The organism is Alicyclobacillus kakegawensis NBRC 103104 (assembly GCF_001552655.1).
GTDB classification, from domain to species: Bacteria; Bacillota; Bacilli; order Alicyclobacillales; family Alicyclobacillaceae; genus Alicyclobacillus_G; species Alicyclobacillus_G kakegawensis.
In genome coordinates, this window is record NZ_BCRP01000006.1 from 22,034 (window position 1) to 38,003 (window position 15,970).

A 15,970-nucleotide genomic window follows, 5' to 3' on the forward strand; every position below is an offset into this window, starting at 1 on the left:
GATTCCGTCTATTTCCGCATTTGCTCTTGCGTAAACGCCAGCGGCAGCAGCTCAGCCACCCGCACACACTTGGCCGATCCGTCCGTGTTCGTCAACCACACAGGCGTTTCGGGGCTGCACAACTCGGCCATCACCTGGCGGCAGGCGCCGCATGGGGTCACCGGCTGCGGGCTGTCGGCAAGCACGAGCAGCTCGCGCACGGCCCCATGTTCTGGGCGGGCGCCCAGCATCAACGCGCTGAACAGAGCGGTGCGCTCCGCGCATTGCGTCAACCCGTAAGACGCGTTCTCTATGTTGGCCCCCTCCACCACGCGCCCGTCGTCCAATCTGACAGCGGCACCGACCGCAAACCCGGAGTAAGGCACATAGGCGCGTTGGCGTGCGCGTGCGGCCGCCTGCAACAGGTCCTGCGGCGGTCCGCCCGACGCCGCATCGTCTGGCACGTGCATGCGCTGAGCGCCAGCCGCCCCGTCCTGCATATCCTCGCTGATGCTTTCCCCGGCGATGATCTCCAGCACCAGCGGTCGCACAAACGGATCCGTTCGGCGAATCTCAATCAACCCCCGCAAATCCTCGACCGCCTTTTGCGCCTCAGCCGCGGTACGCGCATGCACCTCGACCAGCGGCTCCCCGCAGCGCACCGGTTCCCCGACTTTCCGGCGCAATACCAGGCCGACCCGGGCGTCGACGGCATCCTCCTGGCCATGCCGCCCGGCCCCCAGCGCCATCGCCACCCGCCCGATGGCCTCCGCCTGCATCGCCGTAACCACGCCCTGTTGCGGCGCCAGCAGCGTTTCCACCACGGGCGCCTGCGGCAGCAGGCTCAAGTCGTCCGCGACCCGCGGATCCCCGCCCTGGGCCGCGACCAACTGCTTGAACTTGGCCAACGCTTGCCCCGTCTCCAACGCCTCCTGCAGGCGCTGGCGGGCGTCGACGGCACTACCGGCCAGGCCGGCCATGACGAGCATCTGGGCGCCCAGATGCAGGCACAGCTCGGTCAAATCGGCAGGCCCGCGACCGCGCAGGGTGAGGATGGCTTCCCGCACCTCCAGCGCATTGCCGATGGCCCAGCCCAGCGGTTCATCCATGCGCGTCAACAGGGCGCACACGCGCCGCCCGGCCCGCCGGCCTATATCGACCATCAGGCGGGCCAACCGGCGTGCGCTGGCCACATCCTTCATGAACGCACCGGCGCCGACTTTCACATCCAGCACGATGGCGTCCGCCCCGGCAGCCAGTTTCTTGCTCATGACGGAACTGGCGATGAGCGGGATGGATTCCACGGTGTCGGTCACGTCGCGCAGGGCGTACAGCTTTTTGTCCGCCGGCGCCAGCGCCCGCGTCTGCGCCGCCACGACCAGGCCAATCCGCCGCGCCTGGGCGCGCATCTCGTCGTCCGCCAAGGCGGTGCGCAAGCCAGGAATGGACTCCAGCTTGTCAATGGTACCGCCGGTGTGGCCCAGTCCCCGGCCGGACATCTTGACGACCGTCGCTCCGGCGGCCGCCACGAGCGGCGCCAGGACGAGCGTCGTGGTATCGCCAACCCCGCCGGTGCTGTGTTTGTCCACAACGACACCGGGAAGGTCGGACCAATCGAGCTGCTCGCCCGAGGCTGCCATGGCCGACGTCAGGTGCGCGGCCTCCGCGTCGGTCATCCCCTGCAGCAGGACAGCCATCGCGAACGCGCTCATCTGATAATCAGCCACCTCGCCGGCGACATACCCGGCCACCAGGGCTTTCAGTTCCTCCGCCGTCAACTCCAGTCCCAACCGCTTTTTGTGGATGAGATCCACAGCGCGCATGCGCTCACCACCTGAATTGTGATTAGCATCGCCCATTTTGAGCCACACCAATGCATATGCGGACCTCGTCGTTAACAGCTCGCACCTTCGTGTACAAACTCACCGTGTCCGGGCTGGCCTTTGCCGGCAGTGTATTGACCGCCCGGGCGTTGGGAAAAGCGGAACGCGGCGACTTTCAGCTGACCACGACCATCGTCTTGCTGGGCCAGACGTGGATGAACGGCTTTGCCGCCTACCAGGCCCAGGGATTGGCCAAGCAGCGGGACAGCCGGCTGGCGTTTGTCCAGGCCGCCAATCCGCCGATGCTGCTGTTGCCGTTGTACGTGGCGTGTATGCTGTCTGTCGCCCTGGCGCTCGTGCCTGGGCCCTTGCCCCAATCCGTCGGTTGGGCCGCTCCGGCGCTCGCATTCTCCGCCGTCGTGGGCTACAGCAACAGTCTCCTGCAGGGAGTCTCATCCCTCACACGGTTGAATCGGATGAACTCTGCGCAGCCCCTTGGCTTTCTTCTGCTCTATGCTCTCGCCTTGGCTAGCCCCGGCGCCCACGCCCACGCTCTCCCGCTGACCTACGCCGCCTGGTTGGCCAGTTGGGCCGCGGCTGCCTTGATTGGACTCCAAGCCGCCTACCGTCAAATGGGACCAGGAGCATGGCGGTGGCGGATCTCCCGCAGCCACATCCGAAGCCTCATCCGGTTTGGCGCCTGGCAATCGTCCGCCAATCTGGTCAATTACGCCAATTACCGAGCGGACTTCTGGATGGTCATCGCTCTCGCCGGCCCATCGGCGGCGGCTGATTACGGCATCGCCTTGACCGCCGGTGAGGTGCTGCTGCAGGTATCGACTTCCCTTGTGCAAGTGATGTACCAGCGTCTGGCCGGGCTGGACCGGGCCGACGCCGTGGCCGCGGCGGAGACATCATGCAGGCACACTCTGCTGGCCGCCGGCGCGGCCGCACTCGGCCTGGCCGCCGTCTATCCATGGTTCATCCCGGCCGTGTTTGGCGCCCGCTATGAAGACGCAATTCTGCCTGCACTCTTGCTGTTGCCCGGTTTGGTGGGCAAGGCGGCCAGCAACGTCATCGTCCAGTTTGCCGTACACCAACTCGGCCGCCCGCAGACAGCCGTCTGGATGAATTTGCTCTCCCTTCTCACCAATCTGGCCTGCTGTGGCCTTTGGATTCCTGTCACCGGACTGCCGGGCGCCGCCTGCGCCTCAACACTCTCCTACCTGCTTGCCTTGGGGGTCTGCGTGTTGTGGTTTGGCCGCGTCAATCAATCCAATCCGCGCCACCTGTACCGGATTACTGCGGCCGACATTGCGCCCTACCTGCACCTGCTACAGCAGGTGAGAAAATCCAGCGATCCACGAAGCTAGACTCTACCGGGGCTGCCATCCGATTGGTCCCGCCGCCATCATTTGCGGGTTCCCCTTGTCCACCTCCCATGTTACGCTGTTTGAGCCAAAACTTCCATGCCATGAAGTACGGGGGATTTTCGCGCCCGCCAGCGGTGGCAGGCTTGGGGTGAACCGCAAACAAGACGGTGTTTGCGCAGGGTTGACACTCACAACCCGAACCCGACAACTAACCTCGTCGGCAACCAAAGGAGTGAATCGATTGCGTCTGTCTGTGAAGCAGTGGAGTCTGTCGCTGGTCACGGCCGGGTGTGCCCTGGGGGCCATGCCAGTCCCCGCCATGGCCGCTACACACACCTATACCGTTCGCGGCAATGATACCTTTTGGTCTATTTCCCAACGGCAGCACATTCCGCTGTCCAAACTTCTGGCCGCAAACCCGGACAAAAACCCGTTGAACCTGTACCCTGGGTTGAAAATCCGCCTCCCGGAAGCAACCGCAGCCAAGGGCCTGCGCAGCCGCCGGGCGTACACGATTCAACCAGGGGACACGTTCTGGAAAATTTCTCGCCGTTTGGGTGCCAGCCTGCAATCCATCCTAGCCCTGAATCCGAAAGTCAACCCATATCATCTGCAGATTGGGTCCCAGGTCTGGGTGCCTGCGACGCCCAGCGCGCCAATCAGCACACAGGCGGCGGAGGTTCAGGTGCAGCCGGAGCGCCATGCGGCGCGCGCATTTCCGGGATTGCAGGCGGACACCGCAACACGCACGGCTTCCGCCGCTCAAACCAGCGCGGCCGCGCACAGCGGAACGCCCGTGTCGTACAAGAAGGAAATCACCTGTACGGCCACCGCATACACTGCTGCGCCGGAGGAAAACGGCTGGGGTCCGGTCGACTATTACGGCCATCCGCTCAAGCTCGGCACCATTGCGGTCGATCCGTCTGTCATTCCACTCGGTTCCACCGTCTATATCACCGGGTATTCGTTTGACAGCTTGCCGGCAGGCGGCATGATAGCCCACGCGACCGATGTGGGCAGCTCCATCCGCGGCAACCGGATCGACATCTACGTGCCGACCAGTTCCGCCCATGCCAGTGATTTTGGGCTCCAGCAGGTGAAAGTCTACATTCTCAATTGAAATTTGCGCAGAACCTTATTAGGACCGCCATGTCCAGCCCGCACACGGCGCGTCAGGCGCAACAGCCAGGGGAAACAGCCCCCTGGCTGTTTTTGCATAAAGGGCGCCGCGCGGCGCATACTCGGACAGGGGTGAGATGCGGTCATGCGCTGGTTTCCGATAACCTTACCCGTTACAAGGCGCTGGTTGTCTGTACTTTTCCTGGTCTGCGTCGTGGGCGCAGCCTCCCTCTGCGCATCTTGCCATCCCATGCGAGCCAAGGCGGCGACAGCGCCCAAGGCGGCAACGTCCAACAAGGTCGTGTACCTCACGTTCGACGACGGCCCCAACCCCTTGTGGACACCGTACGTGTTGGACATTCTGCGCCGGGAACGCGTACAGGCGACTTTTTTCGTGTTGGGCTTTCGGGCACAGAAATACCCGTGGCTGGTTCGGCGCATCCATCGCGAGGGACACGAAATCGGCAACCACGGATATTACCACACCTATATTGTCCACCAGAATCAACGCTGGGTGGAGGCGCAGGTACGGCGGGCGGACGCCGCCATCGAGGCGGCTTGCGGCGTGCGGCCGATGTACTTCCGGCCGCCCGGGGGCATCCTGAACGCGAGCAATGTCCGTGCCGTGCGCAAGCTCGGCCACCCCATCGCGATGTGGACGGTGGACACCAACGACTGGCGAGCCACCAAGGCTGGTCCCATCGTGCGCGTCGTGGAGCGGGACGCCCGCCCCGGGTCGATTATCCTGATGCACGACGGCATCGACACCAGCAGCCGCTACACCGTCCAGGCGTTGCCAGAGGTGATTCGCTACCTGAAACAGCGCGGGTACACGTTTGCCGTCCTGCCCGAGCACTACCGGGGCACGCGCCTGGGTGTGCCGACCGCCCAGGGACGTCCCACCACCCAAGCGAAACGCGCCTCGCTCTCGCGCCTTGACCGGTTGGACGGCCGGGACGGTTCTCAATAGGCCTGGTCCGTCAAAGTGTGCCCATCTGCGTCTTGAGGCCACCAACACAGGCGCGGGCCCAAGGCATGCGCTGCCTGCGGAAACGGCTCAGGCGAACACCGGGTCCTTCAAGTCCTCCAGCTTGACCAATGAATGGTCGGCCACTTCCTTATGCAGGCTGTTGCCGTGCGCGTCCATCGTCACAATCGCCGGGAAGCCCTCCACCTCCAGGTGCCACATCGCTTCCGGAACGCCAAACTGGTCGAGGAAGTCTACCCCGTTGACGCGCTTGACACAGCGCGCATAATACTGGGCCGCGCCGCCAATCGCGTTCAGGTAGACGGCGCCGCTTTTCTTCAGACCGGCCAGCGTCTTGGCGCCCATGCCTCCCTTGCCGATGACCGCGCGTATACCGAACTTCTCGATGATATCGGCCTGATACGGCTCCTCGCGGGAGCTGGTGGTCGGTCCGGCCGCTTTGACATGCCAGACGCCGTCCTCGCCCTTGAGCATGACCGGTCCGCAGTGGTAGAGGATTCCACCCTTGAGGTCCACCGGCGCGTCGGCGTGCATCAGGTACTTGTGCAGCTCGTCCCGGCCCGTGTGGATTTCGCCGCGAATCAGAACGACATCGCCCACTTTCAACTGGCGAATCTGCTGCTCGGAAATCGGCGCCTCAAGGACAATCGCGTGCTCGGTGTCGAGCGCCTTTGCCGGCCGCTCCAGCTTCTCTTCTTGGTCCCGATACAGCCACCTGCGAATCGCGCCGGTGGACGGATCGACCACGATGCCCAAGCGACGGAAGGCCCAGCAGTTGTAAGCGACCGATACATAGAAGCTGGCCGGAATGCGGTTCATGACACCAATCTTGCACCCCAACAGGGTCACTTTGCCGCCGAATCCCATGGTACCAATGTCCAGCCGATTGGCGGTTTCCATGATGTACTGTTCCAATTCCGCCAGCGTCTCATTGGGGTTGGTGTCGTCCACCTCGCGGAACAACTGCTCCTTGGCCAACTCGTAGCCGGTCGTGCGGTCGCCGCCGATGCCGACCCCGATGAACCCAGCGCTGCATCCGTGGCCCTGCGCCTGGTAGACCGCGTGCAGGATGCACTTGCGGATGCCCTCCAGGTCGCGGCCAGCCCGGCCCAGCCCCTCCAATTCCGTGGGAAGCGCGTACTGGATGTTTTTATTCTCGCAGCCGCCCCCTTTGAGGATGAGGCGGATATCCAGCTCGTCTTGATCCCACTGGTGGAAATGAATGACTGGGGTGCCCGGTCCCAGGTTGTCGCCCGTGTTCTTGCCGGTCAGCGGATCGACCGAATTGGGGCGCAGCACGCCGCGCCGCGTCGCCTCGCGCACCGCCGCGCGGATATCTTCGGCGAGGGCCAACTGGTTAAACCCCACCGGGGCATGGACGATAAAGGTCGGCATCCCGGTATCCTGGCAGATGGGTTGCACGTCTTGCTCCGCCGACACGATGTTATCGACAATGGTGTTGAGCGCCAGAGCCGCACGACTTCCGAATTCCTCCTGAAGCTGCGCGCGCTTGATGGCCCGCCGCACATCCGGCGGCAGGTTGGTGGAGGTTTCGGTGATCAGTTGCAATACGCTCTCCTGCATCGCGTTCACGGCAGGTGCCTCCCTCATGTATCAGTTCACTTTCCTACCTCATCTATTATACCTTACATCCCTTGCGGCACCGCCTATGCCCGCTCACGCCCCGCCCCCGCCGGCTGCGGCGCAGGGCGCAGGGGCCTATCCAAACGCAGCACGTCCTGCCAGGTCTCCCGCTCCACAACCAGCGTCACCTCACCGTCTTTGGCAAACACCACGGCCGGATTCGGTAAGCGGTTGTAGTGGCTGGCCATCGAATAATTGTAGGCACCGGTCGCCAGCACGGCCAGCGTATCGCCGCTCGTGGGCTGCGGAAGCGGCGTGTCGCGGGTCAGCAAGTCTCCGCTCTCGCAGCACTTGCCGGCAACCGTCCACACGCCGTCCGCCGGCTCATTCGCCCGATTGGCCAGCAGCGCCTCGTACTGGGCACCGTACAGGGCGTACCGCGGGTTGTCGGTCATGCCGCCATCGACCGCCACGTAACGGCGCACGCCCGGAATCACCTTGACAGATCCGACCGTGTACAGGGTGACGCCGGCCTGGCCGACGATGCTGCGCCCAGGTTCTACCCAGATCTCCGGCAGCCGATCCAAATCGGCAAACTGCCCCCGCACCGCCTGCACCAGGTCCGCGAGCAACCCATCCACGTCAAGCCCCGGATCGGCCTCGGTATAGCGGATGCCGAAGCCCCCGCCCAGGTTGAGGACGGAAAACGGCAGGCCAAGATCCAGTCCCACCCGGTACAACGCGGCCAGGCGCTCGGCGGCGGCGATAAACCCGCCGCTATCGAAGATCTGCGATCCGATGTGCGAGTGCAGGCCGATGCATTTGAGCCCGCTCAACCGAACGGCTGTGCGCAACGCTTCCGCCGCCTGGCCGCTGGCCAGGTCAAACCCGAATTTGCTGTCCTGCTGCCCGGTCATGATGTAATCATGCGTGTGGGCTTCAACCCCGGGAGAGACGCGCAGCAGGATTTGCGCCACCTGTCCCTTGTCCCGCGCCATCTCGTCCAGCATATGCAGCTCGTGAAAATTATCCACCACAATCACGCCGACACCACTGTCCAGAGCGAACTCCAACTCTGCCGGCGTCTTGTTGTTGCCATGCATGTGAATCCGCTCGGCGGGCACGCCAGCTGCCAGCGCAGTGTACAGTTCCCCGCCCGAGACCACATCGAGGGCACAGCCTTCTTCCCAAGCCAACTGACACATCGCCAGCGTGCAAAACGCTTTTGCCGCATACGCCACTGTATAAGCCACGCGCTGCCGGCGAAACGCCTGATGGAACCGGCGAATGTTGTCCCGAATCAACGCTTCATCGTAGACCATCAGAGGCGTACCAAAGCGGGCAGCCAACAACACAGCATCGCAGCCGCCGATATAGAGGCGGCCGTCGCGTATCTCCATGGTCCCAGGCAAATGCACCGCTTTGCGCGCCTCCCTGAACAACAGAATGAAATAATATACGATTCTATGCAACATGTTTGGACATTGCAATAGGAGAACGCGGCAGCGGAGAAAAGGCCTCCGCGCGGCCAGGTGCCCAGCCGCGAAAGAAGAGCGGGGCGCCACCTGGGCGCCCGTGAGGGTTGTCTCGAATCAGTGATACGGAAACTGTGTGGAGTACCCCTGAAACTGTTGAAACGTCTGCTGTAGTTTCTGCGGTTGTTCGGCCTCCAGCGTGTACCAACCTTGTTGGAACATGATGTTATAGACATCCCTCGCCATCTGGTGCGTCTCGTCCAGGATGCCCATCAGGTCTTGAAACAGGGCGTCGTGGCTGGCCTCGCGGACAGCGCTGTTGAGCCCGTCGGTCAGGTACTTTTCCGTGGCCAGGATGTCATTCAGCCGATCCCGGTCGTTCATCTCGGGCCCCTGCGGCCCATAGGGAGATTTCGGATTGGCGATCTCGCTCGGGTTTTGCGGCATCGCTCAGGCCTCCTCGCTGATAGGGCGCACCGTTCTTTGCGCCCGCTTCCTATCCGGCCCCGTTCATTGCGGCCCGGACGTGGGATTGCCGGGCTGGCAGTGCGCAAGCAGCTTCTGATAGTGTTGGGTGTGCATCTGCCCGGCCCGCTGGATGGTGGATGCGACTTTCGCGTCGGTGCACTCGTTGGCAAAGTGAAAACACTTCTTCGCGGCCAACAGTTCCCAGGACATCGCATCCTTCAGATAGGACAGGTCCTTCGTCGTGATGGCCGCCGGCGGGGCCATCATCACAGGCTGTGCTGTAGGCTGGTAGGTCTGTGGCTGAAACGGTCGCGGCATGCTCTCGCCTCCCTGCGAATGCTCGCGCCCCTCGCTCGTGGATGCCTCGAGGGTGTTCGTCCCTAGTTTGCGCCGTAGGCTGCACAAAATATGCAGCCCGCCCCGTCCTGCATCTGACGGCCCGCACTCCGGCGACACACGCAGGCTGACCCACCGCCCCCGCCGCACAGCACGACCTTACGCGCTCAACTCTGCGCGCTTGCCCGGCCGCACGAACAGCATCGCCACCATGCCCAAGGCGGAAGCCACAGCGGACGCCACAAACATCGCACTGTATCCGTGATGAGCCACCAACACACCGGTCAAGGTGGGCGCCAGCACGGTCGCGATATTGGTGATAAAGTGGGTGATGCCGCCGAACGCCCCCGCCCGCGCCGGCTCGGTGTCAATGACAATCGCCCAGTAGAGAGAATTGGGCAGGAAATTGAACGCGTTGCCCACTGCCATCAACACCAGCGCCATGGCGACGGAGTGGACGGCCGGGATGAGCAGGAAGCAAACGGCCGTGCACAGCAGCGACAAAACGGCGACGCCAGCACGCGCAATGCGCAGGTTGCCCGTCTTGCGGCGCAGCCAGTCGGACAAGCGCCCACCCCAAAGCACCGTCACGCAAGCGCCAATCCACGGAATCATGCCCATGTACCAGAGATTGGACAGGGAATAGTGAAACGTGTCCAAAAGATACTTGGGCGTCCACGACAACAACAGGAAGTTTACATATTGAAAGGCGAAATAGCCGATGGCGTTGCAGACGAGCGTCGCCCGCCTGAAGAAAAAGTACCATGGCACGCCCCGCTGCTCCGATTCCTGCAAGGTGGCTTCGTTTTCCAGCACCTCTTGAGAACGGATCTCAGCCAATTCCTGTTCCGTGACCCGCGGGTGCTGCTCCGGCCTGTCGGTGAACACGCGCGACCAAACGATGACCCAGATAAGTCCCAGAATACCGAGAACGATGAACGTTGTCTGCCAGGTGGTGATAGACAAGAGACCAACCGCAATCGGAGCGGTGATGAGGGAGCCAAACGGCACCCCAAACAAACCGAACGCCTGCATGAATCCTTTTTCCTTCGGGCTGGCCCAGTTGGCCACCGTTTTGTTCATGGTCGAGAACAGCGGTCCTTCCGAGATCCCAAACAGAATCCGAAACACCGCGAACCCGGCCAGGGCCGATCCGCCCAGCACCGCCATGCCGATGTTGCCGGCAAACGCCATGCAGATCTCGAACACGGACCATAGACTGCCCGCTGTCAACCAAACCCACTTTGGCCCGAGGCGATCCGCGAGGAAGCCCCCTACGATAGATCCAGCCATGTATCCGTACCCAAAATAGCCGAGCACCGCACCCCAGGATTCAGCGTTGAGGTGAAACGCCGAGATGATGGGATCGGCGGCGTAGGATATCGCGCCGCGGTCTAAATAATTGATCATGGTCATCAACACGACCAGCGACATAATGAAGTAGCGATACCTGTGACCCATGAGTCCCCCTCCTCGATCGCGGAATCGTTTTCAAGTAAAAATATTGAAATTTCACCTACAGTCTAACGCATTCTGGGAGTATTGCAAGGTATCTGTCCCTAAAATAATAAGCCGGCTTTGCGGAAATCTCCTTCGTTTATGTTTATGATATGAAAACCTTTGGACTGCCTGTTCGCCCAACACGTAAAATACAAAAGGGGCTGCCCCTCCCCCATCTTATGACAGAGTCTGGGGCGGCCCCTTCTTCCCTTTTCATCGACACCCACAACCGTCCGGGATCGCCTACCCTTGAACGGACGGCGGCATCGCCAACGGCCTATGCTTGGGCCGCTGAACCAAAGTGAGATAAAACAGGCCGGCCAACAGGTGACAAACGGCCATCACCAGCGCCATCGGCAACGCCGTCCGGCTGCCGCCCAACCCGACCAGGGGGGACGCCACACTCCCCAGCAGCATCCCTGACACGCCCAACCAGGCTGAAGCGCTGCCGGCACGCTGTCCGTGGTTTTGCAATGCCAGCGATCCGCACGTGGTGTTGATGCACCCGACACTGGCGACGGCCACAAACAACGCAGGCAGCACCAATTCCAACCCTGCACCGCAGACCGCGCCCGCCAGCAGAGCTATCCCGGCCGCGGCAGCCAAGGCCAAACCCACGGCCAGTACACGCCGCTCCCCGAAGCGGCCGGCCGTCCGCGCCGCCACCTGGCCAGCCGCGATGATGCCCAGGCCGTTCACGGCGAAGATCACGCTGAAGGTCTGGGGAGAGACGTGGAACAGCTCTTGCAGAACAAACGAGGACCCGGAGATGTAGCCAAACATGGCGGCAAACGCCATGCCTTGGGCCAGCACAAAGCCGACAAACTCCACGTCCCGGAGGAGCCCGCCGAGCGAGCTGGCCGTCCGCTTGAGCCCGCCCGTCGTCCTGCGCTGCTCGGGCAGGCTTTCTGGAAGGAACAGGAGAACAGCCAGCCAAAACACGATACCCAACAGGCACAGCACGACAAATACGCCGTGCCAGGACGTCACGCGCAGCAGCTGTCCGCCCACAACCGGCGCCAACACGGGAGCCGCTCCGTTCACGAGCATCAGCAATGCGAAAAAGCGCGTGAGTTCCAAGCCCTGAAAGTGGTCCCTGGCTACCGCACGGGCGATGACAATTCCCGAAGCCCCGGCCAACCCTTGAAAGAAGCGGATGCAGACGAGGGTCCAAATCGACCCAGTCCAAGCGCACAGCGCCGAGGCCACCGCGTACAGCGCAAGCCCTAAAAGCAGCGGCCGGCGGCGGCCCATCGCGTCGCTAATAGGGCCGGCCGCCAACTGCCCCAACGCCAACCCCAGCAAACAGGCTGTCAAACTCAGCTGTGCCACCGAGGTGCCGGCGTGCATATCTGCCGCCATGGAGGGCAGCGCCGGCAGATACATGTCAATCGAAAACGGTCCTAGCCCCGTCAAGCTGCCTAAAATCACAGCCAGCAACACCCGTCGGGAACCGCGCACGGCCCCGGAAGCCATCGGATCGACCGTCATCAGCCTTGCGCCCCCTCTCCATCGTTCGCGGTCTTAACCTGCCCAACAGGTCAGATGGCCGCGTGAACGCCATCTATACTAGTGCATTCTGTCGCCTTCGACAATGCTTCATAGGAAAGGAAAGGGAGAGATGGCGCTTACATGAGGCGGGCATGGTCACGTCTCACATCGTGTGACTCAGGTTACCGCTGCGACCGCGCAGGAGGATTAGAGCCATCGACGCGAACCGATTCCATGCCAGAAGGGGCATGCTGATGAGTGAATTTGCGGCCACCATTAGGCGTTTTCAACTCTTCGATGAACGCTGCCCATGTCGGCGCGTGGGCAGCCATCCAGATCAGGCGTTCCAGTTGGCTGGGGTCGTCCATAGCGAGGATAACGTTGCTTACCTCGCCTGGGACCAGCCCAAAACGAAGGGCAAGCAGCGCAAGCAAATCGGCCTTATAGGTCTGGAGCGTCGCCTCCTGCTCCACCCACCGCGGAGGTCCGACCTGTCCTTCGGTTGCGTGTACCATGACGAAACATCCTCCCGGAGCGATGTGTCCAACAGGCATGCTATGCTTGCAGATGTGAATCGCCCTACCCTGGGGAGATTCCCTCTCTACTGAGCATAGAGATTGACTGCCGGCGCGAGGAGATGCGGCGTAACCATTTCGGGATATGTCGATACGACGACAATTCCGCTTCCAAAGCGACTAGTCCGATGCGACTCCTGCAGACGATGTCCACTGAGCACACCGCGGGATCCACAAATCGAGCGTGTGCTGAAGCTGTTGGACATGGATCTGAGCATCTACTATCCGGCTGAAAACATCGCGTAAGCAGGCTTTTCACAGGTGCGGCCTTGGTTACCAAATCCGATCAAAAATTGCAAAGATCGCGCTTTCAACATGGCTGCTTTGGCATGTTCTTGGGGACGTGACAACACTAATGCATAGGCCACTGCCCCATTGGACGGCACCATGTGTGTTCTGCGAGTGACTAATCCAGGAGTAGAGTAGCCATCCTTGAGTTTGTCCAGTAGTCATGCCCCCTGGCGTTGATTGTCGGTACGATATGCATCATCACACGACAATCAACGGGAAAACCCTCCGCCAACGAATGCAACAAAAAACCGCTCGTCTTCCGTCACTATTGTTCAGATAACTCGGGAGGGTACGTCGACATACGACGGCTCCAACTCATAAATAAAAACAACACTGCAATGACCGCGAGGACAGCTCCCAGCCATTCAAAATTCCTTGCATTGAGACTATTTCTAAAGACAATGTCTAGTAATAACGAAGAGAGAATCGTCCCTAGATATCTTGACGTCTGAAACAGGCCGGATGAGACGCCAATAATTTCCTTCGGTGTGCTCTTGAACAAAGCTGCCTGCATGCCAACGTTGTTGAGACCATTTGCAAGACCAAATGCGGCTAGCACCAAACACACGTTGATCACCGGAGAAGTTTGCTGCAAGGTTGCCATCCATACTGCCCCAAGCACCATCAGGATTCCGGACAAAAGCAACGCTGGTCGAGGCCCCGATTTGTCTATCCAACGTCCCGCTATTGGCGATGCGACCAGCGAACACAAACCTAAAGATAGCATGAGAAACCCCGCATTGAATGAGCTTAAGTTACGTTCCTCCTGCAAGTATGTCGGTAACCCGAAAAACAGGGAGTAGTATAAGACATTTACAAGTACGAATTGGAGATGTACCCAGGTCATTGCTGGATATTTACCAAAACTACGCAAAGGAATGAACGGTGTCGTCTCCCTTAATTCACGCCATACGAATAGTGCCATTGCTATGAGACCAGTCATACCGATGGCGCAATTACCGACAGTCTTCGATGATAACACTGCGATGAGTATGCCGACCATTCCTACACAGAAAAATAATATGCCCAAACCATCCACCAAGTTCGACAACGTGCGAAACGACATCTTAATGGAAACAGGTGTTGCCCGATTATCACTCGGAATAGCCCACGATGCGAGAACAAAACTTGTTATTATGAATGGGATATTCACATAGAAAATTGCGGGCCAATTCCACCAGTGAATCAAGAAACCGCCTATGGAAGGGCCGAAAGCTGAAGCCCCGGACATAAACACAGACAAAACCGACAACGCACCTGCTTGCTTTTCGGTGACGTAGATGCGAACCATGGCCATTCCGACTGCAGCAATCATACTTGTACCGATTGACTGAACGACGCGGAATCCAATCAACCAGCCAAAGTTAGGCGATAGCGGAGCAAACATTGATGTAATGGAGACAACGGCGAGCCCGGCAAGAAACACTCTTTTTCTCCCGAATAAGTCGCCGGCTTTTCCCATGACGGGCTGAGCAATCGCGCTGGATATATAGTACGCGAATATAATCCAGGACACGTCTGTGAAGTTGATTCGATAAACGCTTTGCAGTTTAGCTATGGCTACAGAGATCATCGATGAATTTAGTGGATTCAATAGGATTCCAAGGCCGATGGAAGCCATGAACCATGTGCGTCGAACACTCATTTGCCGTCTCCTTCCAAAGTATGTTGACACCATTGTAAATCGGATTTAGAATGTATTCTAATACATTTTAGTTAATAGGTTCATGGATTATGAGGAATGAATGGGGGAGAGAGGGAGGAAGGAATGGAACTGCTTCAGTTGCATTATTTCCAAGTAGTAGCCAGACTGGAACATATGACCGACGCCGCACGAAGTTTGCACGTCACTCAGTCTTCGTTAAGCAAAACTATCCAACGCTTGGAGGAGGATTTAGGAGTGCCTCTATTCGATCGGAGTGGGCGAACACTTCGATTGAATAAATTTGGTCGTACCTTCCTTCATCGTGTTGACAAGGCAATGTTTGAACTGGAACAGGGTAAGCAGGAGATTAGGGATCTGTCGAGTCCGGAAAGTGGTTCGGTGGAATTAGCGGTGAACACCGCCGGCACGTTACCAGAAATATTACAAAAATTCCGAGACAAGCAACCTCATGTGCATTTTCATGTGCAAACGTCAAATACAGAGGAGATGCGTACACTTCTCCGGAGAGGTGAGGTGGATTTCTGCTTATCGTCTCCACCGGTTCAAGGTGAGGATATTGAATGTCAAGTGTTGTGGCTCGATTCAATCCTTGTGGCCGTGCCGAAGGGACACCGTTTGTCGGATAAGAGCAGCGTCGCGGTTACAGATCTGAAGGATGAGTGGTTCGTCGGCTTAAAACGAGGTTATCCGACTCGCGATATAACTGACCGTATTTTGCAATCGTTTGGGTTTGCACCTAAATATGTTTATGAGGGCGATGAACCAGCTAGGATTCTTTCTCTTGTGGAAGCCGAAATTGGCATTGCCTTTGTCCCTGAGTCGTCTACACGGACTTCTGGTCAGGGTAATGTCCAATATCTTCGAATTGAGCATTGTGACCTTGTCCGAGAAATCGGGTTATCATGGCACGGAAGTCGTTACTTATCGAGAGCTGCTCTGGAATTTCGTGAAATGGCAACAGAATACTTCAATGAGCTTGCTCTCAAATGACTTGGATTGTGGGCATTTTATGAAATGAGAATAAAATCACCGGAAACCACTTGACTTTTGAAAAACACCCCAACAATCGCCGAGGAGGCATCGAACTGCCTATCTCTCAACAATGGTATTGTTGCCGGCGGCGATGGCCTGTTCGACGACCTGACGCTTGAACTATGGAGTAAACTTCCGACGCTCCACTTGAACAACCTCCTGACCTGGTGGTCTCATGGACTAGGAAGATGGTCCAATCAAATTTCGGGGCTTAAGAACAAATTCGCTTTCCCCATAAAACAATCTCCTGCAAAACACCCCTTCTCTCCC

At 59.5% G+C, this 15,970-nt stretch carries 13 protein-coding genes and 1 riboswitch; of the genes, 4 read left to right on the forward strand and 9 right to left on the reverse strand.

Features of this window, described 5'->3' with window-relative positions; genetic code table 11:
• Nucleotides 1-8: 8 nt before the first annotated feature.
• Nucleotides 9-1,802, reverse strand: a complete 1,794-nt coding sequence (locus tag AK2_RS06320) for a thymidine phosphorylase (protein ID WP_067932540.1) — start codon at nucleotides 1,800-1,802, stop codon at nucleotides 9-11.
• A 50-nt stretch (nucleotides 1,803-1,852) separates the two neighbouring features.
• Here AK2_RS06320 and AK2_RS06325 point away from each other — a divergent pair, with 50 nt between their 5' ends.
• From AK2_RS06325 to AK2_RS06335, 3 genes are all read left to right on the forward strand, one after another.
• Nucleotides 1,853-3,175: a lipopolysaccharide biosynthesis protein gene (locus AK2_RS06325; protein WP_067932541.1), complete on the forward strand. Its 1,323-nt coding sequence runs from the start codon at nucleotides 1,853-1,855 to the stop codon at nucleotides 3,173-3,175.
• A 73-nt stretch (nucleotides 3,176-3,248) separates the two neighbouring features.
• Nucleotides 3,249-3,413, forward strand: a riboswitch (cyclic di-AMP (ydaO/yuaA leader).
• 3 nt (nucleotides 3,414-3,416) lie between these two features.
• Nucleotides 3,417-4,295 carry a LysM peptidoglycan-binding domain-containing protein gene (locus AK2_RS06330; RefSeq protein ID WP_067932543.1) on the forward strand — a complete coding sequence of 293 codons (879 nt, stop codon included), beginning with the start codon at nucleotides 3,417-3,419 and terminating at the stop codon, nucleotides 4,293-4,295.
• A 144-nt stretch (nucleotides 4,296-4,439) separates the two neighbouring features.
• Nucleotides 4,440-5,264, forward strand: coding sequence for a polysaccharide deacetylase family protein (locus AK2_RS06335; protein WP_083520913.1), 825 nt, complete (start codon nucleotides 4,440-4,442; stop codon nucleotides 5,262-5,264).
• 87 nt (nucleotides 5,265-5,351) lie between these two features.
• Here the strand turns inward: AK2_RS06335 and AK2_RS06340 are convergent, their stop codons facing one another.
• The 8 genes from AK2_RS06340 to AK2_RS06375 all read right to left on the reverse strand — a co-directional run bounded on the left by AK2_RS06340 (nucleotide 5,352) and on the right by AK2_RS06375 (nucleotide 14,647).
• Nucleotides 5,352-6,866, reverse strand: coding sequence for a fumarate hydratase (locus AK2_RS06340; protein WP_067932802.1), 1,515 nt, complete (start codon nucleotides 6,864-6,866; stop codon nucleotides 5,352-5,354).
• 83 nt (nucleotides 6,867-6,949) lie between these two features.
• Complete coding sequence (gene lysA / locus AK2_RS06345; protein ID WP_067932803.1) at nucleotides 6,950-8,284, reverse strand: diaminopimelate decarboxylase; 1,335 nt, start codon at nucleotides 8,282-8,284, stop codon at nucleotides 6,950-6,952.
• Between the two features lie 174 nt (nucleotides 8,285-8,458).
• Nucleotides 8,459-8,788 carry a spore coat protein gene (locus AK2_RS06350; protein ID WP_067932547.1) on the reverse strand — a complete coding sequence of 110 codons (330 nt, stop codon included), beginning with the start codon at nucleotides 8,786-8,788 and terminating at the stop codon, nucleotides 8,459-8,461.
• Nucleotides 8,789-8,851: 63 nt separating this feature from the next.
• Complete coding sequence (locus AK2_RS06355; protein ID WP_067932549.1) at nucleotides 8,852-9,127, reverse strand: hypothetical protein; 276 nt, start codon at nucleotides 9,125-9,127, stop codon at nucleotides 8,852-8,854.
• 177 nt (nucleotides 9,128-9,304) lie between these two features.
• Nucleotides 9,305-10,606: an MFS transporter gene (locus AK2_RS06360; protein ID WP_067932551.1), complete on the reverse strand. Its 1,302-nt coding sequence runs from the start codon at nucleotides 10,604-10,606 to the stop codon at nucleotides 9,305-9,307.
• Between the two features lie 282 nt (nucleotides 10,607-10,888).
• Nucleotides 10,889-12,136 carry a multidrug effflux MFS transporter gene (locus AK2_RS06365; protein WP_067932553.1) on the reverse strand — a complete coding sequence of 416 codons (1,248 nt, stop codon included), beginning with the start codon at nucleotides 12,134-12,136 and terminating at the stop codon, nucleotides 10,889-10,891.
• A 182-nt stretch (nucleotides 12,137-12,318) separates the two neighbouring features.
• Nucleotides 12,319-12,651 carry a hypothetical protein gene (locus AK2_RS06370; RefSeq protein WP_067932555.1) on the reverse strand — a complete coding sequence of 111 codons (333 nt, stop codon included), beginning with the start codon at nucleotides 12,649-12,651 and terminating at the stop codon, nucleotides 12,319-12,321.
• Between the two features lie 616 nt (nucleotides 12,652-13,267).
• A complete protein-coding gene (locus AK2_RS06375; RefSeq protein ID WP_067932557.1) occupies nucleotides 13,268-14,647 on the reverse strand; it encodes an MFS transporter in 1,380 nt (459 codons plus the stop codon).
• A 123-nt stretch (nucleotides 14,648-14,770) separates the two neighbouring features.
• On the opposite strand from AK2_RS06375, the gene AK2_RS06380 reads away from it, so the two are divergent.
• Entirely contained in the window at nucleotides 14,771-15,658 is an 888-nt protein-coding gene (locus AK2_RS06380) for a LysR family transcriptional regulator (protein ID WP_067932559.1), read from the forward strand.
• Nucleotides 15,659-15,970: the final 312 nt, after the last annotated feature.

What these genes read in the sequence shown, in the direction of transcription:
- AK2_RS06320 (WP_067932540.1), bottom strand. Translation starts at nt 1,802, where the DNA reads ATGCGCGCTGTGGATCTCATCCACAAAAAGCGGTTGGGACTGGAGTTG.
- AK2_RS06325 (WP_067932541.1), top strand. Translation starts at nt 1,853, where the DNA reads ATGCATATGCGGACCTCGTCGTTAACAGCTCGCACCTTCGTGTACAAA.
- AK2_RS06335 (WP_083520913.1), top strand. Translation starts at nt 4,440, where the DNA reads ATGCGCTGGTTTCCGATAACCTTACCCGTTACAAGGCGCTGGTTGTCT.
- AK2_RS06340 (WP_067932802.1), bottom strand. Translation starts at nt 6,866, where the DNA reads ATGCAGGAGAGCGTATTGCAACTGATCACCGAAACCTCCACCAACCTG.
- AK2_RS06350 (WP_067932547.1), bottom strand. Translation starts at nt 8,788, where the DNA reads ATGCCGCAAAACCCGAGCGAGATCGCCAATCCGAAATCTCCCTATGGG.
- AK2_RS06355 (WP_067932549.1), bottom strand. Translation starts at nt 9,127, where the DNA reads ATGCCGCGACCGTTTCAGCCACAGACCTACCAGCCTACAGCACAGCCT.
- AK2_RS06360 (WP_067932551.1), bottom strand. Translation starts at nt 10,606, where the DNA reads ATGGGTCACAGGTATCGCTACTTCATTATGTCGCTGGTCGTGTTGATG.
- AK2_RS06365 (WP_067932553.1), bottom strand. Translation starts at nt 12,136, where the DNA reads ATGACGGTCGATCCGATGGCTTCCGGGGCCGTGCGCGGTTCCCGACGG.
- AK2_RS06370 (WP_067932555.1), bottom strand. Translation starts at nt 12,651, where the DNA reads ATGGTACACGCAACCGAAGGACAGGTCGGACCTCCGCGGTGGGTGGAG.
- AK2_RS06375 (WP_067932557.1), bottom strand. Translation starts at nt 14,647, where the DNA reads ATGAGTGTTCGACGCACATGGTTCATGGCTTCCATCGGCCTTGGAATC.
- AK2_RS06380 (WP_067932559.1), top strand. Translation starts at nt 14,771, where the DNA reads ATGGAACTGCTTCAGTTGCATTATTTCCAAGTAGTAGCCAGACTGGAA.